Annotated in this window: 21 protein-coding genes; 7 read left to right on the top strand and 14 right to left on the bottom strand. The window is 68.4% G+C overall.

Annotated features, from left to right (window positions below; all coding sequences use genetic code 11):
• Positions 1-143: 143 nt before the first annotated feature.
• From rplK to ACIQ9E_RS17645, 7 genes are all read left to right on the top strand, one after another.
• Positions 144-578, top strand: a complete 435-nt coding sequence (gene rplK / locus ACIQ9E_RS17675; protein WP_003956479.1) for a 50S ribosomal protein L11 — start codon at positions 144-146, stop codon at positions 576-578.
• 141 nt (positions 579-719) lie between these two features.
• Positions 720-1,442 carry a 50S ribosomal protein L1 gene (gene rplA, locus ACIQ9E_RS17670; RefSeq protein ID WP_403707771.1) on the top strand — a complete coding sequence of 241 codons (723 nt, stop codon included), beginning with the start codon at positions 720-722 and terminating at the stop codon, positions 1,440-1,442.
• A 173-nt stretch (positions 1,443-1,615) separates the two neighbouring features.
• Complete coding sequence (locus ACIQ9E_RS17665; RefSeq protein WP_403707769.1) at positions 1,616-2,542, top strand: hypothetical protein; 927 nt, start codon at positions 1,616-1,618, stop codon at positions 2,540-2,542.
• A gap of 332 nt (positions 2,543-2,874) precedes the next feature.
• Positions 2,875-3,405, top strand: coding sequence for a 50S ribosomal protein L10 (gene rplJ, locus ACIQ9E_RS17660; protein WP_006347262.1), 531 nt, complete (start codon positions 2,875-2,877; stop codon positions 3,403-3,405).
• 108 nt (positions 3,406-3,513) lie between these two features.
• Positions 3,514-3,900 (top strand): 50S ribosomal protein L7/L12, encoded by a 387-nt coding sequence (rplL, locus tag ACIQ9E_RS17655; RefSeq protein WP_403707767.1) that lies wholly within the window; start codon positions 3,514-3,516, stop codon positions 3,898-3,900.
• 672 nt (positions 3,901-4,572) lie between these two features.
• Complete coding sequence (gene rpoB / locus ACIQ9E_RS17650) at positions 4,573-8,055, top strand: DNA-directed RNA polymerase subunit beta (protein WP_006347260.1); 3,483 nt, start codon at positions 4,573-4,575, stop codon at positions 8,053-8,055.
• A 100-nt stretch (positions 8,056-8,155) separates the two neighbouring features.
• Positions 8,156-12,064 (top strand): DNA-directed RNA polymerase subunit beta', encoded by a 3,909-nt coding sequence (locus ACIQ9E_RS17645; protein ID WP_403707765.1) that lies wholly within the window; start codon positions 8,156-8,158, stop codon positions 12,062-12,064.
• A gap of 104 nt (positions 12,065-12,168) precedes the next feature.
• Here the strand turns inward: ACIQ9E_RS17645 and ACIQ9E_RS17640 are convergent, their stop codons facing one another.
• The 14 genes from ACIQ9E_RS17640 to ACIQ9E_RS17575 all read right to left on the bottom strand — a co-directional run bounded on the left by ACIQ9E_RS17640 (position 12,169) and on the right by ACIQ9E_RS17575 (position 22,881).
• Positions 12,169-12,450: a hypothetical protein gene (locus ACIQ9E_RS17640; protein ID WP_403707763.1), complete on the bottom strand. Its 282-nt coding sequence runs from the start codon at positions 12,448-12,450 to the stop codon at positions 12,169-12,171.
• Complete coding sequence (locus ACIQ9E_RS17635) at positions 12,437-12,688, bottom strand: hypothetical protein (RefSeq protein WP_403707761.1); 252 nt, start codon at positions 12,686-12,688, stop codon at positions 12,437-12,439. Before ACIQ9E_RS17635 ends, ACIQ9E_RS17640 begins: the two co-directional genes overlap by 14 nt.
• A 47-nt stretch (positions 12,689-12,735) precedes the next feature.
• Positions 12,736-13,626, bottom strand: coding sequence for a peptidoglycan-binding protein (locus ACIQ9E_RS17630; protein WP_403707759.1), 891 nt, complete (start codon positions 13,624-13,626; stop codon positions 12,736-12,738).
• 173 nt (positions 13,627-13,799) lie between these two features.
• Positions 13,800-14,516, bottom strand: a complete 717-nt coding sequence (locus tag ACIQ9E_RS17625) for a hypothetical protein (protein ID WP_403707757.1) — start codon at positions 14,514-14,516, stop codon at positions 13,800-13,802.
• Positions 14,516-15,625: a hypothetical protein gene (locus ACIQ9E_RS17620; protein WP_403707755.1), complete on the bottom strand. Its 1,110-nt coding sequence runs from the start codon at positions 15,623-15,625 to the stop codon at positions 14,516-14,518. Before ACIQ9E_RS17620 ends, ACIQ9E_RS17625 begins: the two co-directional genes overlap by 1 nt.
• Positions 15,622-16,704, bottom strand: a complete 1,083-nt coding sequence (locus ACIQ9E_RS17615) for a hypothetical protein (protein WP_403707753.1) — start codon at positions 16,702-16,704, stop codon at positions 15,622-15,624. Before ACIQ9E_RS17615 ends, ACIQ9E_RS17620 begins: the two co-directional genes overlap by 4 nt.
• Before the next feature lie 49 nt (positions 16,705-16,753).
• Positions 16,754-17,677: a phage distal tail protein gene (locus ACIQ9E_RS17610; protein WP_403707751.1), complete on the bottom strand. Its 924-nt coding sequence runs from the start codon at positions 17,675-17,677 to the stop codon at positions 16,754-16,756.
• A gap of 78 nt (positions 17,678-17,755) precedes the next feature.
• Positions 17,756-19,018 carry a hypothetical protein gene (locus ACIQ9E_RS17605; RefSeq protein ID WP_403707749.1) on the bottom strand — a complete coding sequence of 421 codons (1,263 nt, stop codon included), beginning with the start codon at positions 19,016-19,018 and terminating at the stop codon, positions 17,756-17,758.
• Entirely contained in the window at positions 19,015-20,193 is a 1,179-nt protein-coding gene (locus ACIQ9E_RS17600) for a phage tail protein (RefSeq protein ID WP_403707747.1), read from the bottom strand. The genes ACIQ9E_RS17605 and ACIQ9E_RS17600 overlap by 4 nt, the downstream gene beginning before the upstream one ends.
• Positions 20,194-20,233: 40 nt before the next feature.
• Entirely contained in the window at positions 20,234-20,923 is a 690-nt protein-coding gene (locus ACIQ9E_RS17595; RefSeq protein ID WP_403707745.1) for a hypothetical protein, read from the bottom strand.
• Between the two features lie 15 nt (positions 20,924-20,938).
• Positions 20,939-21,313 (bottom strand): hypothetical protein, encoded by a 375-nt coding sequence (locus ACIQ9E_RS17590; RefSeq protein WP_403708150.1) that lies wholly within the window; start codon positions 21,311-21,313, stop codon positions 20,939-20,941.
• A 47-nt stretch (positions 21,314-21,360) separates the two neighbouring features.
• Positions 21,361-21,651: a hypothetical protein gene (locus tag ACIQ9E_RS17585; RefSeq protein WP_366256992.1), complete on the bottom strand. Its 291-nt coding sequence runs from the start codon at positions 21,649-21,651 to the stop codon at positions 21,361-21,363.
• A 90-nt stretch (positions 21,652-21,741) separates the two neighbouring features.
• A complete protein-coding gene (locus ACIQ9E_RS17580; protein WP_403707743.1) occupies positions 21,742-22,344 on the bottom strand; it encodes a phage tail protein in 603 nt (200 codons plus the stop codon).
• 126 nt (positions 22,345-22,470) lie between these two features.
• A complete protein-coding gene (locus tag ACIQ9E_RS17575) occupies positions 22,471-22,881 on the bottom strand; it encodes a hypothetical protein (RefSeq protein WP_403707741.1) in 411 nt (136 codons plus the stop codon).
• Between the last annotated feature and the right edge of the window lie 140 nt (positions 22,882-23,021).

Below are 23,021 nucleotides of genomic sequence, written 5' to 3'. Positions count from 1 at the left end.
ACCAGGTCAGGACCGCCCTTCACGGGGGTCCTGACCTGTCGGTTTTTAACCGTCCGGCTATACCCGTTATCGTTGGGCGGTATGCCTCCATCCGGATGATCGGGTGGAGTGCTGAAAACTCTCACTAGGACCCGGAGAGAGCAATGCCTCCCAAGAAGAAGAAGGTCACGGGGCTTATCAAGCTCCAGATCCAGGCCGGCGCGGCCAACCCGGCTCCGCCGGTCGGCCCGGCCCTGGGTCAGCACGGCGTCAACATCATGGAGTTCTGCAAGGCCTACAACGCCGCGACCGAGTCGCAGCGTGGCATGGTCGTGCCGGTGGAGATCACGGTCTACGAGGACCGTTCCTTCACCTTCGTCACCAAGACTCCGCCGGCCGCGAAGCTGATCCTCAAGGCCGCTGGTGTGGACAAGGGCTCCGGCGAGCCGCACAAGACCAAGGTTGCCAAGCTCACCCGCGACCAGGTCCGCGACATCGCCACGACCAAGATGCCCGACCTGAACGCGAACGACCTGGACGCCGCGGAGAAGATCATCGCGGGTACGGCTCGTTCCATGGGCATCACGGTCGAGGGCTGACGACCGGGCGGTACATCGCCCCGGGACGTTACCCCGGGAAGGCTTCGGCAGAACGCCGCAGCCGCCCCCTGACCTTTCGGTGGTAGGGCCAAGCGCTGGCCCGCACCACGACTCCACACCTGAAACACAACAGGAGCAGAAGTGAAGCGCAGCAAGATTTTCCGCGCCGCGGACGCCAAGATCGACCGGGAGCGCCTGTACGCGCCCCTGGAGGCCGTCCGTCTCGCCAAGGACACCTCGTCCACCAAGTTCGACGGCACCGTCGAGGTTGCCCTGCGTCTGGGCGTCGACCCGCGCAAGGCCGACCAGATGGTCCGTGGCACCGTGAACCTTCCGCACGGCACCGGCAAGACCGCCCGGGTCCTGGTCTTCGCGACCGGTGACCGTGCCGAGGCCGCGGTTGCCGCGGGCGCCGACATCGTCGGCTCCGACGAGCTGATCGACGAGGTGGCGAAGGGCCGTCTGGACTTCGACGCCGTCGTCGCCACCCCGGACCTCATGGGCAAGGTCGGCCGTCTCGGCCGGGTGCTCGGTCCGCGTGGTCTGATGCCGAACCCGAAGACCGGCACCGTCACCCCCGATGTCGCGAAGGCCGTGACCGACATCAAGGGCGGCAAGATCGAGTTCCGTGTCGACAAGCACGCGAACCTCCACTTCATCATCGGCAAGGTGTCGTTCGACGAGACCAAGCTGGTGGAGAACTACGCCGCGGCGCTGGAGGAGATCCTCCGTCTGAAGCCGTCCGCCGCGAAGGGCCGCTACATCAAGAAGGCGACCCTGACCACGACGATGGGCCCCGGCATCCCGCTGGACTCCAACCGCACCCGCAACCTCCTCGTCGAGGAGGACCCGGCCGCCGTCTGATCAGACGCCGGCCGCGGGTTCGCGCAGGGTTGACACCGGTCCCCGTGCCTCTTCGGAGGCACGGGGACCGGTGCGTTCCCCGGCTGTTGCCGTACCCGGATATAGCTGTCGGTGCCATGGGTTACGGTTCGAAGAGTTCACGGAGAAGACATCAAGAGGAACAAGGGCGGGTCATGAACAAGTCCATACGGAGGCGTGCGGGCCTCTCCCTGACGGCCGTTGCCGTGATCGCCGCGGTGTCGGCGTGCGGTGGCGAGGACGCGAAGAACGGCGCCGGGACCAAGCTGCAGTCCGGTGCCCAGCTGACCAAGGTGCTCAAGGCTTCGTACACGAAGACCGAGGAAGCGAAGTCCGCCAAGGTCGACATGGTGATGACCATGCCGGACTCGAAGGAGCTGGGCGGCGGCGGGGAGATGAAGCTCTCCGGTGTCATGGGCTGGGACCCGACGCTGATGGACATGACCATGTCCGGCGACGCCTTCGCGGCGGCCCCCGGCGCTCCCGAGCAGATCCGCATGATGTGGCTGGACAACGTCATGTACCTGGATGCCGGTGCCGAGCTGGCCAAGCGGATGGACGGCAAGCGCTGGCTGAAGATGGACGTCGGTGCCGCGGCCGAGATGTCCGGTGACGCGGCGCTGCAGAAGCAGATGACCAATGGCCTGGACAATATCGACCAGAGCCCGGCCGAGCAGCTCGCCCTGCTGCTGGAGTCCAAGAGCATCAAGCACGCTGGCCCGGTGAAGCTGGACGGCGTCGACACCCAGCACTACAAGGGGACCATCTCCGTCGCGGAGCTGGTGGCCGCCAACGAGTCCATTGTCCTCGACAAGCGCGAGCGGGCTCGGCTCGTCAAGGATCTGAAGGAGGCGGGTATCACCTCCTACGACGCCCAGGTCTGGGTGAACAAGAACGGTCTGCCGGTGAAGACGGACATCTCCATGAAGACCAAGGAGGGTCCGATCTCCATGGTCACCAACTACTCCGACTACGGCGCCAAGGCATCCGTGACGCCCCCGCCGGCGGACCGGACCTTCGATCTGGCGCAGATGCTCAAGAAGGCCGCCGAGGCCATGAAGAAGGCCGGTGCAGGCCTGTAAAGGACCGTCTCCCGCCCCGGTCCGGCGCCCGTGCCGGGCCTCGTCGTCTCCCGTCCGCTGTCCGGACGGGAGACGATTTGCTTCCGGACAAACCCGTCGCGTACGCTTCCCGAGAAGCCAAAGACCGCTGGTTGTTGCCGCGTACTCGTCAGAGGATGCGGCGGCCGAAGGATCCGCTAGCTGCGGACGACCTGCGCAGGTGACTGTGGAGAAGCTCCCGGATTCCATCCGGTCGAGCTACGCCCCGTGCGCCTGCGCCGGGGCGTTTCGTTTTGCCCAGTTCCTCCTTCGGGTCCGCGCGGTCCTCATCACCCGGAAGGAGGCCGACGCTCATGGCAAGGCCCGACAAGGCTGCCGCGGTAGCCGAGCTCGCGGATCAGTTCCGCGGTTCGAATGCCGCTGTGCTGACCGAGTACCGGGGTCTCACCGTGGCCCAGCTCAAGCAGCTGCGCCGTTCGCTCGGTGAGAACGCCCAGTACGCCGTGGTGAAGAACACGCTGACCAAGATTGCGGCCAACGAGGCCGGGATCTCCTCGCTCGACGACCTGTTCAACGGTCCGACGGCGGTTGCCTTCATCACCGGTGACCCGGTGGAGTCGGCGAAGGGTCTTCGTGACTTCGCCAAGGACAACCCGAATCTGATCATCAAGGGCGGTGTCCTTGATGGCAAGGCGCTGTCCGCCGATGAGATCAAGAAGCTCGCGGACCTCGAGTCCCGCGAGGTTCTGCTCGCCAAGCTGGCGGGCGCCATGAAGGGCAAGCAGACTCAGGCTGCCGTGCTCTTCCAGGCGCTCCCGTCGAAGCTCGTCCGCACCGTGGACGCGCTCCGTGCCAAGCGCGACGAGCAGGGCGGTGCCGAGTAATTCGGCTCGCGTATTGACCACCGCCCCGTGCGGGGGTCGCAGCGGGCCGAACGTACGCCCGCCTCTATGTACATCCGGCACCAGCCGAATTAGTGGAAGGACGCCATCATGGCGAAGCTCAGCCAGGAAGACCTGCTCGCGCAGTTCGACGACATGACCCTCATTGAGCTCTCCGAGTTCGTGAAGGCCTTCGAGGAGCGCTTCGACGTCACCGCCGCCGCCGCCGCGCCGGTCGTCGTCGCGGGTGGCGCTGCCGGTGGCGACGCCGCCGCCGTCGAGGAGCAGGACGAGTTCGACGTCATCCTCACGGGTGCCGGCGAGAAGAAGATCCAGGTCATCAAGGTCGTGCGTGAGCTGACCTCCCTGGGTCTGAAGGAGGCCAAGGACCTCGTGGACGGCGCCCCGAAGCCGGTCCTCGAGAAGGTCGCCAAGGACGTCGCCGAGAAGGCCGCCGAGTCCCTCAAGGGCGCGGGCGCGGCTGTCGAGGTCAAGTGACCCTCCAGCCGTAGCAGCCGCTCCGAACGGCGTTCCGACGCCGTGAGGACACTGTGAGGCTCGTCTCGTCTTCCGTCAGGACGTAACGGGACACCTTCGAAGGGCGATCACCCAACCGGGTGGTCGCCCTTTGTCGTACCGTGACGGCCGGCTCGTGGCGGCTTGCACCGGGGGCTGCGACGAGTATGGTGATCATCTCCGTGCACCGCGCCGGCCCGGGACCCGGGTGAGGGCGGTGTCCCACGGTGGCGGAGGGTGCGCCGTGTGTCCGGGCAGTGACGGTTCCGGCCGCAGGTCCGGGGCAGGGGGCCTTGACGAACCGCACGCAGCGCGCAATTCTCAGGACGCGTCGTCACAACCGATCCGGATCCGAGGCATGGATCGGTGAACGAGTGGGAAGTATTGACGTGCGCCTCCCGGGCGCGAGGGCGTAGCGGAGATGAGAACAACGAGGGCAGCGAGGGTCTCGAAAGCCCGCACTGGACATCAGTGTGCCAAGTGGCTACACTGACCCTTTGCGCTGCCTGTTAACTGCCTCCTGCCCGTCACCAGGGGCATCCCCTCGCATGAGCACAGTGGGCCGAGCCTCCCCTGACCTGGGGTTTCTCAGTCCTTGTCCGGCTTGGGACCGGTACGCGCGTAGTGAGTCCGAGCCCTCGGAAGGACCCCCTCTTGGCCGCCTCGCGCAACGCCTCGACCGCGAATACGAACAATGGCGCCAGCACCGCCCCGCTGCGCATCTCCTTTGCAAAGATCAAAGAGCCCCTTGAGGTTCCGAACCTCCTCGCGCTCCAGACCGAGAGCTTCGACTGGCTGCTCGGCAATGCCGCGTGGAAGGCTCGGGTCGAGGCGGCCCTGGACAGCGGACAGGACGTCCCCACGAAGTCCGGTCTGGAGGAGATCTTCGAGGAGATCTCCCCGATCGAGGACTTCAGCGGGTCGATGTCGCTGACTTTCCGCGACCACCGCTTCGAGCCTCCGAAGAACTCGATCGACGAGTGCAAGGACCGCGACTTCACCTACGCCGCGCCGCTCTTCGTCACGGCGGAGTTCACCAACAACGAGACCGGCGAGATCAAGTCGCAGACGGTCTTCATGGGTGACTTCCCGCTGATGACCAACAAGGGCACCTTCGTGATCAACGGCACCGAGCGTGTCGTCGTATCGCAGCTGGTGCGCTCGCCCGGTGTCTACTTCGACTCCTCCATCGACAAGACGTCCGACAAGGACATCTTCACCGCCAAGATCATCCCGTCCCGGGGTGCCTGGCTGGAGATGGAGATCGACAAGCGCGATATGGTCGGTGTCCGTATCGACCGCAAGCGCAAGCAGTCCGTCACCGTCCTGCTGAAGGCGCTCGGCTGGACCACCGAGCAGATCCTGCAGGAGTTCGGCGAGTACGAGTCCATGCGCGCCACCCTGGAGAAGGACCACACCCAGGGCCAGGACGACGCGCTGCTCGACATCTACCGCAAGCTGCGTCCGGGCGAGCCGCCCACGCGTGAGGCCGCCCAGACGCTGCTGGAGAACCTCTACTTCAACCCCAAGCGCTACGACCTGGCCAAGGTCGGCCGCTACAAGGTCAACAAGAAGCTGGGTGCGGACGAGCCGCTGAACGCGGGCGTCCTGACCACCGACGACGTCATCGCCACCATCAAGTACCTGGTGAAGCTGCACGCCGGCGAGGTCGAGACGATCGGCGAGAACGGCAGTGAGATCGTCGTCGAGACCGACGACATCGACCACTTCGGCAACCGCCGTCTCCGCAATGTCGGCGAGCTGATCCAGAACCAGGTCCGTACGGGTCTCGCCCGTATGGAGCGGGTCGTGCGCGAGCGCATGACCACCCAGGACGTCGAGGCGATCACGCCGCAGACCCTGATCAACATCCGGCCGGTCGTCGCCTCCATCAAGGAGTTCTTCGGCACCAGCCAGCTGTCGCAGTTCATGGACCAGAACAACCCGCTGTCGGGGCTCACCCACAAGCGCCGTCTGTCGGCGCTCGGCCCGGGTGGTCTCTCCCGTGAGCGGGCCGGCTTCGAGGTCCGTGACGTGCACCCCTCGCACTACGGCCGCATGTGCCCCATCGAGACGCCCGAAGGCCCGAACATCGGTCTGATCGGCTCGCTCGCCTCGTACGGCCGGGTCAACGCGTTCGGTTTCGTCGAGACCCCGTACCGCAAGGTCGTCGACGGCCAGGTCACCGACGAGGTCGACTACCTGACCGCCGACGAGGAGGACCGCTTCGTCATCGCCCAGGCGAACGCCACGCTCAACGACGAGCTGCGGTTCGCCGAGGCCCGGGTGCTGGTCCGCCGCCGTGGCGGCGAGGTCGACTACGTCCCGCCGGCCGAGGTCGACTACATGGACGTCTCGCCGCGCCAGATGGTGTCGGTCGCGACCGCCATGATCCCCTTCCTGGAGCACGACGACGCCAACCGTGCCCTCATGGGCGCGAACATGATGCGCCAGGCCGTTCCGCTGATCACGGCCGAAGCGCCGCTGGTCGGTACCGGCATGGAGTACCGCTGCGCCGTCGACGCCGGTGACGTCATCAAGGCCGAGAAGGACGGTGTGGTCCAGGAGGTCTCCGCGGACTACATCACCGTCGGCAACGACGACGGCACCTACACCACCTACCGGGTGGCCAAGTTCTCCCGCTCCAACCAGGGCACCTCGGTCAACCAGAAGGTCATCGTCGCCGAGGGCGACCGGGTCGTGGAGAGCCAGGTCCTGGCCGACGGTCCGGCCACCGAGAACGGCGAGATGGCGCTCGGCAAGAACCTGCTCGTCGCGTTCATGCCGTGGGAGGGCCACAACTACGAGGACGCGATCATCCTGTCGCAGCGCCTCGTCCAGGACGACGTCCTCTCCTCGATCCACATCGAGGAGCACGAGGTCGACGCCCGTGACACCAAGCTCGGCCCCGAGGAGATCACCCGGGACATCCCGAACGTCTCCGAGGAGGTCCTCGCGGACCTCGACGAGCGCGGCATCATCCGGATCGGTGCCGAGGTCATCGCCGGTGACATCCTCGTCGGCAAGGTCACCCCGAAGGGCGAGACCGAGCTGACCCCCGAGGAGCGGCTGCTCCGCGCGATCTTCGGTGAGAAGGCGCGCGAGGTCCGTGACACCTCGCTGAAGGTGCCGCACGGCGAGACCGGCAAGGTCATCGGCGTCCGCGTCTTCGACCGAGAGGAGGGCGACGAGCTGCCGCCCGGCGTCAACCAGCTGGTCCGGGTCTACGTGGCCCAGAAGCGCAAGATCACCGACGGTGACAAGCTGGCCGGCCGCCACGGCAACAAGGGTGTCATCTCCAAGATCCTGCCGATCGAGGACATGCCGTTCCTGGAGGACGGCACCCCGGTCGACATCATCCTCAACCCGCTCGGCGTCCCGTCCCGGATGAACCCGGGACAGGTCCTCGAAATCCACCTCGGCTGGCTGGCCAGCCAGGGCTGGAAGGTCGAGGGCAACGAGGAGTGGATGGAGCGGCTGAAGGCGATCGGCGCGGACGACGTCCGCCCGGGAACCAATGTCGCGACCCCGGTCTTCGACGGCGCCCGCGAGGACGAGATCGCCGGTCTCTTCGAGTCGACGATCCCCAACCGCGACGGTGACCGCATGGTCCTGCCGTCCGGCAAGGCCCGGATGTTCGACGGCCGCTCCGGCGAGCCGTTCCCGGACCCGATCTCGGTCGGGTACATGTACATCCTCAAGCTCCACCACCTGGTCGACGACAAGCTGCACGCCCGGTCGACCGGTCCGTACTCGATGATCACCCAGCAGCCGCTGGGTGGTAAGGCCCAGTTCGGTGGCCAGCGGTTCGGTGAGATGGAGGTGTGGGCGCTGGAGGCTTACGGCGCCGCGTACGCCCTCCAGGAGCTGCTGACCATCAAGTCCGACGACGTCACCGGCCGAGTCAAGGTCTACGAGGCGATCGTCAAGGGCGAGAACATTCCCGAGCCCGGCATCCCCGAGTCCTTCAAGGTGCTCATCAAGGAGATGCAGTCCCTGTGCCTCAACGTGGAGGTGCTGTCCTCGGACGGTATGTCCATCGAGATGCGCGACACCGACGAGGACGTCTTCCGTGCCGCGGAAGAGCTCGGCATCGACCTGTCCCGGCGCGAGCCGAGCAGCGTCGAAGAGGTCTGACGGGTGTCCGGCCGGGATCACCCCCGTGGTGATCCCGGCCGCTGCCCCGGACCCCGTACAGACCACCTTGAGACACAACCCTGAGAGGGATTGACGCATAGTGCTCGACGTCAACTTCTTCGACGAGCTTCGGATCGGCCTGGCCACCGCTGACGACATCCGCCAGTGGTCGCACGGCGAGGTCAAGAAGCCCGAGACGATCAACTACCGCACGCTCAAGCCCGAAAAGGACGGACTCTTCTGCGAGAAGATCTTCGGTCCGACCCGGGACTGGGAGTGCTACTGCGGCAAGTACAAGCGCGTCCGCTTCAAGGGCATCATCTGTGAGCGCTGCGGCGTCGAGGTGACCCGCGCCAAGGTGCGCCGCGAGCGGATGGGCCACATCGAGCTGGCCGCCCCCGTGACCCACATCTGGTACTTCAAGGGCGTTCCGTCGCGCCTCGGATACCTGCTGGACCTCGCGCCGAAGGACCTGGAGAAGGTCATCTACTTCGCCGCGTACATGATCACGTTCGTGGACGAGGAGCGCCGCACCCGCGATCTGCCGTCGCTGGAGGCCCATGTCTCCGTCGAGCGCCAGCAGATCGAGAACCGCCGCGACGCCGACCTCGAAGCCCGCGCCAAGAAGCTCGAAGCCGACCTGGGCGAGCTGGAGGCCGAGGGCGCCAAGGCCGATGTGCGCCGCAAGGTGCGCGAGGGCGCCGAGCGCGAGATGAAGCAGCTGCGCGACCGCGCCCAGCGCGAGATCGACCGTCTCGACGAGGTGTGGAACCGCTTCAAGAACCTCAAGGTCCAGGACCTGGAGGGCGACGAGCTGCTCTACCGCGAGCTCCGCGACCGCTTCGGCACCTACTTCGACGGTTCGATGGGCGCCGCCGCGCTCCAGAAGCGTCTGGAGTCCTTCGACCTGGACGAGGAGGCCGAGCGCCTCCGCGAGATCATCCGGACCGGCAAGGGCCAGAAGAAGACCCGTGCGCTCAAGCGCCTCAAGGTCGTCTCCGCGTTCCTCCAGACCAGCAACAGCCCCAAGGGCATGGTGCTGGACTGCGTTCCGGTCATCCCGCCGGACCTGCGTCCGATGGTGCAGCTCGACGGTGGCCGCTTCGCGACCTCCGACCTCAACGACCTGTACCGCCGCGTCATCAACCGCAACAACCGTCTGAAGCGTCTGCTCGACCTCGGTGCCCCCGAGATCATCGTGAACAACGAGAAGCGGATGCTCCAGGAGGCCGTCGACGCGCTGTTCGACAACGGCCGCCGCGGCCGCCCGGTCACGGGTCCCGGCAACCGCCCCCTGAAGTCCCTCAGCGACATGCTGAAGGGCAAGCAGGGCCGCTTCCGCCAGAACCTGCTCGGCAAGCGCGTGGACTACTCCGCGCGTTCCGTGATCGTCGTCGGTCCGCAGCTCAAGCTGCACCAGTGCGGTCTGCCGAAGGCCATGGCGCTGGAGCTCTTCAAGCCGTTCGTGATGAAGCGCCTGGTCGACCTGAACCACGCGCAGAACATCAAGTCGGCCAAGCGCATGGTCGAGCGCGGCCGCACCGTCGTGTACGACGTCCTCGAAGAGGTCATCGCCGAGCACCCGGTGCTGCTGAACCGTGCGCCCACGCTGCACCGCCTCGGCATCCAGGCCTTCGAACCGCAGCTGGTCGAGGGCAAGGCCATCCAGATCCACCCGCTCGTCTGCACCGCGTTCAACGCGGACTTCGACGGTGACCAGATGGCCGTCCACCTGCCGCTGTCGGCGGAGGCCCAGGCCGAGGCCCGCATCCTGATGCTGTCCTCGAACAACATCCTCAAGCCGGCCGACGGCCGTCCCGTCACCATGCCCACCCAGGACATGGTGCTCGGCCTCTTCTTCCTCACCACGGACGAGGAGGAGCGCGAGGTCCGCGGCGAGGGCCGGTCCTTCGGCTCGACCGCCGAAGCGATCATGGCGTTCGACGCCCGTGAGCTGTCCCTCCAGGCCAAGGTCGACATCCGCTTCCCGGTGGGCACCATCCCGCCGCGCGGCTGGACGCCTCCGGCCGACGAGGACAACGAGGGCTACGGCACCTCGTGGCAGCAGGGCGACAGCTTCCGGCTGAAGACGACGCTGGGCCGTGCGCTCTTCAACGAGCTGCTGCCCGAGGACTACCCCTTCGTCGACTACTCCGTCGGCAAGAAGCAGCTCTCCGAGATCGTCAACGACCTCGCCGAGCGCTACCCCAAGGTCATCGTGGCGGCGACGCTCGACAACCTGAAGGCGGCCGGCTTCTACTGGGCCACCCGCTCCGGCGTCACCGTCGCCGTGACGGACATCGTGGTCCCGGAGGCGAAGAAGGAGATCGTCGCCTCCTACGAGGCCAAGGACGAGCGGATCCAGAAGCAGTACGAGCGCGGTCTGATCACCAAGCAGGAGCGCACGAACGAGCTGATCGACAACTGGACCCGCGCGACCAACGAGGTCGCCGACGCGATGAACGCGAACTTCCCGAAGACCAACCCCATCTTCATGATGGTGGACTCGGGTGCTCGCGGAAACATGATGCAGATGCGTCAGATCGCCGGTATGCGTGGTCTGGTGTCCAACGCCAAGAACGAGACGATTCCGCGTCCCATCAAGGCGTCGTTCCGCGAGGGCCTGTCCGTGCTGGAGTACTTCATCTCCACGCACGGTGCCCGTAAGGGTCTCGCCGACACCGCCCTGCGTACCGCCGACTCGGGTTACCTGACCCGTCGTCTGGTGGACGTCTCGCAGGACGTGATCATCCGCGAGGAGGACTGCGGCACCGAGCGCGGTCTGAAGCTGCGGATCGCCGACCGCGGCGCCGACGGTGTGCTGCGGAAGACGGACAACGTCGAGACGTCGGTCTACGCCCGGATGCTCGCCGAGGACGTCGTCATCGACGGCCGGGTCATCGCGCCCGCCAATGTCGACCTGGGCGATGTGCTCATCGACGCGCTGGTCGGCGCGGGCGTGGAGGAGGTCAAGACCCGCTCGGTCCTGACCTGTGAGTCCGCGGTCGGCACCTGTGCCTTCTGCTACGGCCGTTCGCTGGCCACCGGCAAGCTGGTCGACATCGGTGAGGCGGTCGGCATCATCGCCGCCCAGTCCATCGGTGAGCCCGGTACCCAGCTGACGATGCGTACCTTCCACACCGGTGGTGTGGCCGGTGACGACATCACCCAGGGTCTGCCGCGTGTCGTCGAGCTGTTCGAGGCCCGTACGCCCAAGGGTGTCGCCCCGATCTCGGAGGCGGCCGGCCGCGTCCGGATCGAGGAGACCGAGAAGACCAAGAAGATCGTCGTCACCCCGGACGACGGCAGCGACGAGACGGCCTTCCCGATCTCGAAGCGTGCCAAGGTCCTGGTCCACGAGGGCGACCACGTGGAGGTCGGGCAGCCGCTGACCTTCGGTGCGACCAACCCGCACGACGTGCTGCGGATCCTCGGCCAGCGGGCCGTCCAGGTCCACCTGGTCGGCGAGGTCCAGAAGGTCTACAACTCGCAGGGCGTGTCGATCCACGACAAGCACATCGAGATCATCATCCGGCAGATGCTGCGCCGGGTGACGATCATCGAGTCCGGCGATGCGGAGCTGCTGCCGGGCGAGCTGGTGGAGCGGTCGAAGTTCGAGACCGAGAACCGTCGTGTGGTCACCGAGGGCGGTCACCCCGCCTCCGGCCGTCCGCAGCTGATGGGTATCACCAAGGCCTCGCTGGCCACCGAGTCGTGGCTGTCGGCGGCGTCCTTCCAGGAGACGACCCGGGTGCTCACCGACGCGGCGATCAACGCCAAGTCGGACTCCCTGATCGGCCTCAAGGAGAACGTCATCATCGGTAAGCTCATCCCGGCCGGTACGGGTCTGTCCCGCTACCGCAACATCCGGGTCGAGCCGACCGAAGAGGCCAAGGCCGCGATGTACTCGGCCGTCGGCTACGACGACATCGACTACTCGCCGTTCGGCACCGGCTCCGGCCAGGCCGTTCCGCTGGAGGACTACGACTACGGTCCGTACAACCAGTGAGTAGCCGCGGTGGCCCGGCCCTGACCGGCTGAGCCACCGCGTCCACAAACGAGTCGAAGGGCGGTCACCCCGTGCGGGGTGACCGCCCTTCGTGTTCTGCCGGCTCAGCGGCCGGTGAGCTGCCAGACCGCGGTGGCCAGACCGGCGCTCGCGGTGAGCGCGGCGATACTGGCGAGGGGCCAGCGGGCGCGCTCCAGGGAGTCCAGCCGGGATTCCATATCGGCCAGTTGTTTGTCGGTCTGGTCGCTGCGCTGGACGAGCAGCGCGAGAGAGCCGTCGACCCGGGCGAATCCGGCTTCCAGGGTGCCGCGGAGCCGTTCCAGCTCTACGGCGACACCGATTCCGGCCCCGGCGCCCGGCGGGGTGCCGGGGTCAGCCCCGGCCATCTGCGGTGCCCTCCGGAGCGGGCTCGGGGCGGTATCCGCCGAGCCAGGAGGGAAGCAGCCGCTGTACGGATACGAGCGCCATGACCCTGGCCAGTGCGCCCGATACGGCCAGGGCAGTGGCCACCCAGGGCAGGGTGGCGGGCAGCCCGGACGCGTCGACGATCGCGGGCAGGGCGACGGCGATACCGACCGCGGTCTGAAGGACCGTACGGGCGGTCCGCCGGGCGGCTTCGGACATTCCGCCTCCTTGAGGTGCGGGGGCCACCCGCCGGGGTGGCCCGGGTCTTACGGGGTGTGGGGGACCTTCAGGGCGTTCCAGGAGGCGGCGCCGGGCCAGCCGTCCGCGTCGGCGCCCCGGAACCCGAGCTTCCGTTGCCAGCGGGCGTAGGAGCGGCGGTCCGCGTCGCCCCAGCGGGGGCCCGGCCCGACCGCGTACTCCCCACAGCCCTCGGCCAGCAGCCTCCGCCCCATGGCGGTGATCACGGGGGAGCTGGGGGCGGCCTGGAAGAAGGCCGTACCGGGGAAGGGGTGGTGGCGGGGGCCGGCGGGCCCGGTCGGCTTCGCCCCGAGCCGCCGCGCGATCCGGTCGCGCATGCCGGGCATGGTGAAGCCGCGGGGGTCGATCTTCCGGTCCGTCCACTCCAGATGGCCGATGACGCTCTTCGCGGTCCAGCCGTGGGCGCGGCAGAGCGCGGCGGACGCCCGTTCGACCGCGTCGAGCTGGGCGGCGGGCCAGGGGTCCTTGCCGTCGCCGCGGTTGACGCATTCGAAGCCGTAGAAGTGGATGTTCCCGTCGACGGCGCCGGAGCTGCCCTGGTGGTGTCCCGGCGGCGGCGGGCGGGTGCCGTAGCTCTCGTCCGCGACGGCCCGCAACACGCGGGGGTCGCCGCCGCCCGCGTGGTTGGCGCGGCCGTTGCCGACCAGATGGACGCTGCCGTCCTTGGCGATCACGGCATGGCAGAGGGGGCCGGGCAGTGCGGCGTGGCCCCGGAAGCACAGGTCGACGGAGGCTTCGGTGCCGGAGGTGACGGTGTGGTGGACCATCACTCCGTGCACCGGGCCGAAGGCTCCGGCGCGGTTGCGGTGGTTGCCGCGCCAGCCGGGGCGTTCGACGACCGTGAGGCCTTCGGCGCGCAGCGCGGCGACCAGACGGTCCGCGGTCAGCGGGGTGGCCATGGGATGTCCTTAACGACGGTACGGATAGGAGCCCGGCCCGGGGTCCGGTGCGGCGGCCCGCGGCGGCGGGGGAACGGGGCAGGGCGAAGCGGCGGGCGGGAGCCGCAGCTCGCCGCCGGGGGCCGCGGTGGTGGTCGTGCTCCCGGGTTCCTGCGGCGTTTCGGGGGCGGCGGTCATGACTGGCGGCCCTCCGCGTAGAGCACGCCCACGGCCGCCTTGCCGCTGCCCGCGGCGACACGCCCTTCGACGTAGAGACTGCTCCAGTCGTACGCGGCTCCACCGTGCACGGCGGTCACCTCCTCGGTGAAGGCGGCGCCGGTCGCCGTGACGACCGGGCCGAGCCGGACCGTCGTCCCGTCGGCCGCAAGCAGGCGGACCCGGGCTTCGACGGTGGTGCCGGGGTCGGCCTGTACCCAGACCCCGACGGCGATCCGCGGGTGCTGGAGGTACATGCCGCCCTGGAGGACCCGGGTCCACTCCGCCGAGGTGACGGCGGTCGGCGCCGGATAGAGCGGGATCGGGATGTACGGGCGGGCCAGCCCGCGGCCGGAGGCGTCGTCGGCGAGGACGACGTTCCCGGCCCGGTCCCGGGCGCTCAGGGTCTGGCGGCCGTCCCCGGCGCCGTACAGGCCGAGGGCGAGGGTGCCGTCGTCGCGGCGGATGAGCACGCCCTGCTGCTGGCTGCCGTCCTCGTTGACGCCGATGGAGCCCAGCGCGGCCAGTTCGGCGTCGGTGGCGTCGCGGACGCTGATCCGGCCGGCGTCGGCGACGGTCAGCGGGTTGGTGACCATTGTCAGCGCGGGCCGGGTGCCCGCCGCCAGCGACACCCGGTCCAGCCGGCGGCGCAGATCGTGGATCAGGTCGATGAGGTCTTCGGGGAGCATGGGCATCAGCGGCGCTCCAGAAAGAGTTCGGCGGTCTCCGGACGGCCGCGCTGGGGCGGGGCTATCTTGATTCCGACCACGCGGTAGCGCCCATCGAAGCCGTCCGGGTGCCATTCGTCGGTGATCCGGAGCCGGACGGTCCGGCCGAGCAGCTGCGGCGGTACGGGGATACGGTCGTCGAGGCGGACGGTGACCTCGGGGATGACGACGGTGCCCCTGGCCCTGCGGAGCAGCATCACGGCGTGCCGCTCCAGTCGCCAGGGCCAGATGACCTGCGGAAGGTCGGCGCTGAGGTCGATCTGGGGCCAGCCCTCGGCGATCAGCTCATGGTCCGGGACCACCCGCGAGACGATCTGGCGGGCTTCCTGGCTCGCGTTCCGCTCGATGGTGCCGCCCCGGACCCGGGCGTGGGTGCCGCCGCGGGTCGCGTCCCGGGGAAAGGAGTAGCCGAGGATCGAACCGGGCCGGTCGAGCACCAGATCCGCGCCTTCCCGCTCCAACTGGGGGCTGCCCAGCCGGAGACGCTTCTTCCGTTGTCCGGTGCCGGGGTCCCGGGTGACCTCGATGTAGTGTTCGAAGCCGTGGTCGGCGTCGGCGATCTCCCGCAGCGCGTCGTCGACGACGATCTCGTCGGTGGACCGCCAGGAGACCTCCAGCGGTTCCCCGGACTTCTCCTCGCCCACGATGACGCCGATATCGCCGCCCGGGGAAGCCTGCATGTAGTTCCACAGGTCCCGGGCGAAGGCGAGTTCGTCCTGTTCGCCCACGGAGACGAAGTCCCGGCGGATGCGCCGCCGGGCGGCGTAGGAGTCGAAGGTCGAAGCCTGGATGGTGAGGGACATCGTCCCCTTGTCGTCCGAGGTGAGGGTGGTCGTCCAGAGGATTCCGCCCCACCACAGATCGCCGCCGCGCTCCAGGTAGACCGCGGTCCGGCCCTCCTGGAGGGCCTGGGCGCGGGCGGCAGTCGCGGCGTCGGGGATCGGCAGCGTGCCGGTGAGGGAGCCCACCCGGCCGATGTAGTCGTCGACCTGGACGTCGCGCAGCGGGAGGGAGTCCAGGACCCGGTCGGTCCGCAGATCGCAGAACAGCACCCGGTAGGGGCTGACGGTGGTCATGCCGAGGTCGCCGCTTCGTAGGTGCCGCTGCCGACGATGTGGTCCCCGTTCGTCCAGGCCCAGGGGAAGGCGGCGTCGATGATGCCGATTCCCGGGGCGGCGCCGCGCGCCAGACCGGAGCTGAGTTCGATCTCGAACCAGTTGGCGCCGGTGATCCGCATCCGGCCGACGCCGCGGTCCGAGGGCTTGGCGGGCAGCGGGGTCGGGACGGCGACGTGGTGCAGTTCGGCGAAGCCGATGCCGTGCGTGTGCCGGGCGGTCGAGGCCACCGGCAGGCCGAACCGCCAGTTGGTGGTGCTCGACTGGAAGTTGGTGGTGCTGCCGAAGACCACCCGGAAGGTGAAGTGGACGGTCAGGCCGTGCTGGACGTACCAGCAGTCGTGGGTCCAGTTGCCGGGCACCGGATTGGTGCCGCTCGCCACGGTCCAGGTCGGTGTCCAGGGCCGCCAGGCCTGCGGCCGGGGGTAGGTCTCCCAGACGCCGTTCGGGCCCCCGGTCCACCGTTCCAGCCGGTCGCCGCTGTCGCGGTACTGGCCCTTGTACCAGCCGTTGAATCCGCCGGTGGGCACGATGCCGCCGAGCGCCGCGGTCGGGTAGCGGCGGTTTTCGACCGCGGTGGCCCAGTCGATGTGCCCCGCGTTCCGGGCGACCGTGACCGTGAAGAGCGGCAGCGTATTGGGCGGTGCCGCCGGCTCCTGCGGACCGGTGACGGCGGTCACCCCCTGGATGACCTTGATCACGGCACGGGCGGCCCCCGAGGCATCGTACGGATTGTCCTCGATGGCCAGCACGATGCGGTCCTTGCGCGAACCGTCCGGGGAGCTGGGGGCGAGGGTCACGGTCTCGTCCTCGGTCACCACGACCAGATAGGCGCCCTGCCGGTCTCCCGTCTGGACGACGGCGCGACCGGGCATGATCTGGCACTGGAACGCACCGAGACCCTTGAGTTCGAGCCCGCCGGGGAGCACGCCGCCACGGGAGGTCAGCGCGCCGACGGGGGTCAGCAGGGCGGAGGTGGCCAGCCGGGTGTCTTCCGGTGTCTGCCCGGTGGGGGCGTGCCAGACGGTGCGAATGGTCATGGGGTACTCCTCTGGAGGTCGTGGAGGTCGGTGCGACGGGCTGCGGAAGTCACCATTCGGCGCTGCGCCAGCCGACGGCGAGGGTCGCGGCGGTCGTCGACGAACGCGGCCGGTAGGCAACCTCGTTGACGCCGGGCTCCAGCGTGAACAGCTCCTCGGGGGTGCTGTCGGCCGCCGCGGTGTACCGCCGGGAGGCGGTCTGGTTGAGCGTCACCGCTCCGTCGGACGTGTCGATGGTGAGGACGTCGTCCTGGCCCAGGTCGATGAGGTAGCGCAGGGTGCGCCCGGTCCGCCGGTTGGTGATCACGGGGTGGGAGCAGGGGCCGCTGAGAGTGAGGACCGGATGGCTGGGCGCGCTGCCGTCGTTGACGACCACGAGATCGCCGGCCACGGACGGGGCGCCCCAGTCCAGGGGCCAGCTCAGCGGCCAGCTCAGACCGGGCGACGGCTGGGGCGCCCCGGTGATCAGGGAGCGGGCCTCGACGGAGTAGCGGCGGGGGTCGGTGGCCACCCATTGCACGGTGACCCGACCGGTGCCCTGGGCGAGCAGATTGCGGTCGGCGGGCAGTACGCGCTGGCTGATCCGGGCCCGTACGGCGAGCGTCTCGCCGTGGATCCGTACCGCCAGCCACTGCTCGGTGTGGCGGAGCCCGAAGGCGCGGCGCAGGGTGCGCAGGGTGTCGGCCGGGTCGGTGCCGGGCGCGGGCAGCAGCCAGATCTGGCCGCCGATCCGGCGCGGGCGGGCGTACTGCGTGCCGGGCCAGGAGCCGTGGGTGGTCGGACGGTCGGCGTCGGTGGTGTCGGCGTCCGGGAGGTCCTCCCAGCCGGTCAGTCCCTGGCGGTCGATCTCGTACGGGGTGCCGGGGCCGAGCAGCAGATCGCCCCACTGGATCTGCCCGTCGAGGCTGATCAGCGAGGCGGGGGAGGAGTCGGTGCCGATATCGGAGTTGAGGGGCGGGGCGGGTGTGGCCATGGGGCCGTCACCTCCGGTGCGGAGTCTGTGGGCGGCGCGGCGGTGCCCGGTGCCGCGCGGTACGGGCCGGGCCGGGGGCTACGCGGCGCGGGCGAGGAACAGCAGCTCGTCGGCGATCTCGTACGCACCGGCACCGGCGGGCTCGTGGAAGCTCTCCACGTGGCGGGGCCGCCGTACGGTCCGCGCGGTCCGGCCGTCCGGTTCCGCCGCCCGCAGTCCGGCGACGTCACCGAGTGGGGTGATGGAGCCCGGGAGGGCGCCGTGCGGCGGGCTGACCAGGCCGCCTTCGGCGAGGAAGCTGGTGATCTTCTTGCCGATGGCCTTGGGGTCGAAGAGCTTCTTGAAGTCGATGTTCTCCCAGGCGTCGATCAGCCATTCGGCGAACTTGCCCGGGATCTGGAGGATTCCGCCGATGGTCCCCAGGCCGTTGCCGACCGCGTCGGCGATGCCCTTCAAGGCGTTGACCGTGGCGTTCTTTACCTTGTCGAATTCGGGCGGGATCTTGCGGTCCAGCCAGTCGGCGACCGGTTTGACGACAGCCTTGATGCCGTCCCAGGGGTCCTTGAAGAGCTTGATGAGGCCGCTGGTCGCCCGTCCGATGCCGTCGCGGGCGGCGGCGAAGCCGTTCTTGACGTCGGTCCCGATGGAGTTGACCGGGTCCACGATCCGCTTGCGGACGAAGTCGATTCCGTCGGCGACCGCGGTCCGGGCCTTGCCGATGATCGGGAGGACGTGCTTCTTGATCCACTCGAAGCCCTCGCGGAGCTTGTCGAAGCCCTTCTTGACGAGGCGCTGTCCCGTTTCCGAGTTGAGTGCGAAGTCGATGATCAGGTCGATGATGAGGACGACGGCGATGGCCGCGCCGCCGAACGGATTGGACTGCATGGCGACGGAGATCCCGACCATGGCGACGGCGCCCGCGGCCAGCCCGATGCCGAGCCCGGTGAGCAGGGGGGACATCACGCTCATGACCGCGCCGAGCGGGTCGACGATCTTTCCGAAGCCGCCGCCGCTGTCGGCCAGGCTCTTCGCCGCCCGGCCGGACGACCTGGACCTCTCACGGGTGTTCTTGAGCTGACCGGCGGCGATACCGGAGTTCCGGCCGACGGCCCTGACCGGGGCGATGGAGGGAGTGGCCCGGGATTTGAGGTCGGCCACCGCCGCCCCCGCGTTCCGGGCCGCGGTGCCGACCTTGTCGGCCGCGCCCCTGATCCCGCCGATGCGCTGGACGGCGGTCCTGACGGCGCCGACGGACTGGTTGTGCCGGTTCCGCAGGGTGTTCATCGGCGCGTCGACCCCGGCGAGCGGATGACCGCCGCGGGGAGCGGCGATCGCGCTCATCCGCGGGCCTTCGCCAGGAACATCAGCGCCTTCGCCGTCGACCGCGGGTCGGTGGTGGGCGCCGCGTGGTAGTGCTCGATATGGAACCCGGGCCCCGCGCCCGCCCGGGTGCGGGCGTTCAGCGCGGTGTGCCGCAGCAGCCGGTTCAGCTTGGACAGCGGCAGTACGGCTTCGGCCTCACCGGCCTCGGCGATGATCGCCGGCACACCCCCGGCCCGGGGCGCCACCACACCGCCCTCGGCCAGTCTGGGGATCCTCGGGATGTCCGGAATCCCCTTGCCGCCGATGCCCGGAACCCAGTCGGGGACCCTGAAGTCAAAGGAATTGACCTTGCCGATGGCGCTGTTGACGATGTCGATGACACCGTTGATCGGGCTCTTGACCGCGTCCTTGATCTTGCCGAAGGTCTTGCTCGCGGTGTCCTTGAGGCCTCCCCACTTCTTCCCCAGCTCGTCCTTGACGTGCTTGAAGACCTCGGGGACCTTCTTGACGAAGTCGGCGACGGGCTTGATATGCCCCTTGATCTTGTCCCAGATGTCCTTGACCTTGTCCCGGGCCGCCTTGAGCGGGTCCTCGATCCGCTTCTTGACGTTGTCGAAGCCGTCCTTGACGGACTTCCGGATCTTTCCGACGATGTCCGAGACTTTCTCCCGGGCCTTGTCGAACGTGTCCTTGACGCTCTTGCCGAAATTCTTGATGATCGGGCCGACTTTTTTCCACACATCGTCGATGACCTTCTTGACGGCGTCGAAGGCCTTCTTGAGGATCTTCCGCATGCCCTCCGATTCGGTCGCCATCTGGACGACCTTCTCGATGAGCGGCATAAAGAGTTCCAGCAGACGGGTGAAGATATTGCCCTTCATGGACTTGTTGAGCCCGTCCATGCCCTTCTTGGCGTTGTCGGCCCCGCCCTTGAACTTGCCGATGTTGGTGCCGCCGGTCTGACCCGACTTCCCGGCCTTGGTGACGGACTTCTCGGCACTGTCGGCCCGGTCCTTCAGGGTCTTCAGCTCCGAAGCGGCGCTCTTGGCCGCGTCCCGGAGCTTCTTGACCCCGCCTTCGCTGTTCTGTGCGCCGTTCTTCAGGGTTCCGGCGGCGCGGTTGGCGTCGTCGGACTTCGTCTTGAAGTCCTTGAGCGAGCTGTTGGCGCTGTTGAGCGCTTTGACCAGAGACATGGAGGTCTCCTCTGCGTGGGAATGTTCCGCGCTCGGCGGTTCAGGCCAGCGCCCGGGTCAGGGCATCGACCTGCCGCTGGAGGCCGTCCAGGGACGGGGGGCGGGCCGGGCCGTCCTGGGCACGGCGGGGCTGGCCGTTCTCCCGGCGGGCGGCGTGGGAACCCTGGCGGAGCCTGTCCTCCAGCTTGTTCAGGCGTTTGTTCAGATGCTGGCGCTCCAGGGTGTTGAGGCGCTTCCTGATGTTGACGAGCTCGTGTGCGGCCCGGTCCATGGGGGTTCGCAGGGTCTGGTTCGGGCCGAGCGAACGGTTGTCCCGCTGGACCATTTCCCGGCCTGCCGGCCCAGGATTTCTGGCCCGGATCTTTGCGCCCCGCCTGCGCATGACAGGTGTGAGAACCCTCTCGTAGAGGGGGCGTTTGATGATGTTGTTAACCTGGGCAGTGAGGTCGACGAGGGCCAGGTCGATCTTGAAAAACATGGCTCCGAGCACGGGCCAGAGAAGGAGCTCCCACTCCTTGTACCATCCATCCTTGATTCCGAATTTATCGGAAGTTACCTGGTCGACATATTTCTTGGTGGCAAGCTCGTCCTTGTTTTTGAAGCCCAACGCCTCCGGTCGGGCATCGGAGATATGTAGAACTGAAATGAGGGACGAGGTTTCGGCCTTTCCCTCCAGTGCTTGCCGGATTTCGTGGATCTGTTGGTCCACGGATTTTCTGTTGTCTGCCATGACTGCTCCCGTGGGTCAGCCGAAGAACCGCGCCAGCTCGGCGGGGCCGGGCGGCGTCGTGGAGGCGGTCGGTGGTGGGGGCGCCCCCGGAGCCGAGGAGCCCCCGGAGCCCTCGACCGGATCCGGGGGAGGCTGCGGCCTGGGCACCGGTTCCGGTTGCGCGGGCGGGTCCTCGGAGTTGACGCAGACGTACATCCAGTTGGCCGCCGCCAGATGATCGACCACTGCGGCCAGCAGATAGTCCGTCACGGACCACTCCGCCACCTCGCCGTTGATCTCCCGGCTCACCGCGCTGTCGGCAGGCAGATGTTTGACCAGTGCCGTCAGCCTGCGCGAGGAGAGTTCACCGCGGTGCCAGTCGAGCAGGTCGAGGTGGTAGTACCGCAGCAGATCGGCTTCGAGCGCCTCGGCGTGTTCGTCGACGAACTCGACGAGGCTCAGTCTTCCCCCAGGCCGAGCCCGGTCTCCTTGCCGTACGCGTTCAGGACCGCGGCGATGTCCTGCATCGTCACGTCGTGCCGCGCGAACCGCTCGAACTGCTCCTTGCCCATCAGCAGCGACAGCAGCCCGTCGACGTCGTTGTCGTCCAGCTTCTGCATCGCCTTGGCGGTGGTCCGGGTCAGCTCGGTCGGCAGGTCGAAGGTGTCGCCGTCGATGCCGAAGGACCAGATACGGCCTGCGGCCTCCTGGCGCTGGGCGCGGGCCGCGTTGACGTCGAAGTTGGCCATGGGGGTTCCTCCTGAAAGGGAAAGCGGATGGGGGTTGTGCCGGGCGGGGCCGGTCCCTCCGACGGGCCGGCCCCGCCCGGGGCAGAGGTGTTACGGAGTGACGGGCGTCGCCGCGTACGCCGGGTCCTTCATGTAGAAGGTGGCCAGCGGGGCGGTCGCGCCCTGGGACAGCGCGGTGAAGGTGACCCCGAGCGACGCCGCCGACTTGCGGGCGAGCTTCACGTCGTCGGCGGCCGTCACCTGGCCGCGGGGGATGACGAACCGGTAGGTGATGTCCTTGCCGTCGGTGAACTCCAGACCGAGGGCCCGCTCGTCGAAGGTCGGGCCGTCCGGGATGTCCAGGCTGAAGACCCCGGTGTTGGTGCCGACCGGCTTGACGTCGCCCTTCGAGCCGCCGATGAAGAACGGCAGGGTGTTCTCGTTGAACTGGAGCATTGCGAACTTCAGGGTGAGGTCGCGGTCCGAGTAGACGAAACGGGCCGGGCTGATCGCCTGCCAGGTCTCCACCGGGTCCAGCTTGTCCTTCTTGGCGAAGGTGACACCGTCGGTCGTGGTGTAGCCGAGGTCCGTCCAGGCGTTGCTCCAGTCGCCCGCGGGGTTGGCGGAGAAGGTGGTCGGCGCGGCCGCGCCGACCGCGCCGACGAGGACGCGGCCGGTGCCTGCGACGCGGATCTCGGACGAGTTGTTCGACATGAACACTCCTTGTGTGTGATGGGTGCCCGGGGCCGTGGACGGTCCGGGCGGGGTGCCGCGGATACGGCACAGGCCCCGCCCGGAGGGGGCGAGGCCTGGTCTGTGGGTGGGGGGAGAGGGGGTGGGTCAGCTGGTGCGTACGGTCATCCGCAGGACGCACTGGTAGCGGTTGGCCCCCGCGTACACGAAGTCCGGCTGCCACCGCGGCCCGTCGGCCTCGCTGACATCGGTGATGACCGAGGTGCCGAGGGCCAGTCCGCGGGAGCGGAGCAGTACGGCGCGTGCCGCGTTGGTCAGGACGTGCGCGGACGTCTTGTCCGGCCCGTAGACCTCCAGTTCGATCAGCGGCTGGTCGACATGGAGGTCCTCGACCCAGGCGCCGCCCCGGCGGGAGACGATGACGGCCCGCTGGGTGCCGTTGAATCCGGCGGGCGGGCTCTCGTCGACGACCGCGCCGCCCAGCTCGGGCCGGTTGCGCAGCAGGTCGACGACGATGGCCTCGATATCGGGGAAGGTGCTCGGGACGGGTGTGCTCATGGCGGTTTCACTCCTGTTCGTACGAGCGGGTGCGGTGCGCACGGTGCGCGGGCGGGGTGGGCACCACCGCGTGCCCTGCGAGCTGCGGGCGGGGTCTGCGCCACCGTGCGGGTACGGCGTACGGATGGGCGCCACCGCCT

The organism is Streptomyces sp. NPDC094448, assembly GCF_044763775.1.
In the GTDB taxonomy this organism is placed as follows: domain Bacteria; phylum Actinomycetota; class Actinomycetes; order Streptomycetales; family Streptomycetaceae; genus Streptomyces.
The sequence above is the reverse complement of the archived record's forward strand: the minus strand, read 5'-3'. Positions and strand labels throughout refer to the sequence as shown.

Excerpts from the sequence above, each read along its gene's own strand:
- rplK (WP_003956479.1), top strand. The coding sequence starts at position 144 with ATGCCTCCCAAGAAGAAGAAGGTCACGGGGCTTATCAAGCTCCAGATC.
- ACIQ9E_RS17665 (WP_403707769.1), top strand. The coding sequence starts at position 1,616 with ATGAACAAGTCCATACGGAGGCGTGCGGGCCTCTCCCTGACGGCCGTT.
- rplJ (WP_006347262.1), top strand. The coding sequence starts at position 2,875 with ATGGCAAGGCCCGACAAGGCTGCCGCGGTAGCCGAGCTCGCGGATCAG.
- rplL (WP_403707767.1), top strand. The coding sequence starts at position 3,514 with ATGGCGAAGCTCAGCCAGGAAGACCTGCTCGCGCAGTTCGACGACATG.
- ACIQ9E_RS17640 (WP_403707763.1), bottom strand. The coding sequence starts at position 12,450 with ATGGCCGGGGCTGACCCCGGCACCCCGCCGGGCGCCGGGGCCGGAATC.
- ACIQ9E_RS17635 (WP_403707761.1), bottom strand. The coding sequence starts at position 12,688 with ATGTCCGAAGCCGCCCGGCGGACCGCCCGTACGGTCCTTCAGACCGCG.
- ACIQ9E_RS17630 (WP_403707759.1), bottom strand. The coding sequence starts at position 13,626 with ATGGCCACCCCGCTGACCGCGGACCGTCTGGTCGCCGCGCTGCGCGCC.
- ACIQ9E_RS17625 (WP_403707757.1), bottom strand. The coding sequence starts at position 14,516 with ATGCCCATGCTCCCCGAAGACCTCATCGACCTGATCCACGATCTGCGC.
- ACIQ9E_RS17620 (WP_403707755.1), bottom strand. The coding sequence starts at position 15,625 with ATGACCACCGTCAGCCCCTACCGGGTGCTGTTCTGCGATCTGCGGACC.
- ACIQ9E_RS17615 (WP_403707753.1), bottom strand. The coding sequence starts at position 16,704 with ATGACCATTCGCACCGTCTGGCACGCCCCCACCGGGCAGACACCGGAA.
- ACIQ9E_RS17610 (WP_403707751.1), bottom strand. The coding sequence starts at position 17,677 with ATGGCCACACCCGCCCCGCCCCTCAACTCCGATATCGGCACCGACTCC.
- ACIQ9E_RS17605 (WP_403707749.1), bottom strand. The coding sequence starts at position 19,018 with ATGAGCGCGATCGCCGCTCCCCGCGGCGGTCATCCGCTCGCCGGGGTC.
- ACIQ9E_RS17600 (WP_403707747.1), bottom strand. The coding sequence starts at position 20,193 with ATGTCTCTGGTCAAAGCGCTCAACAGCGCCAACAGCTCGCTCAAGGAC.
- ACIQ9E_RS17595 (WP_403707745.1), bottom strand. The coding sequence starts at position 20,923 with ATGGCAGACAACAGAAAATCCGTGGACCAACAGATCCACGAAATCCGG.
- ACIQ9E_RS17585 (WP_366256992.1), bottom strand. The coding sequence starts at position 21,651 with ATGGCCAACTTCGACGTCAACGCGGCCCGCGCCCAGCGCCAGGAGGCC.
- ACIQ9E_RS17580 (WP_403707743.1), bottom strand. The coding sequence starts at position 22,344 with ATGTCGAACAACTCGTCCGAGATCCGCGTCGCAGGCACCGGCCGCGTC.
- ACIQ9E_RS17575 (WP_403707741.1), bottom strand. The coding sequence starts at position 22,881 with ATGAGCACACCCGTCCCGAGCACCTTCCCCGATATCGAGGCCATCGTC.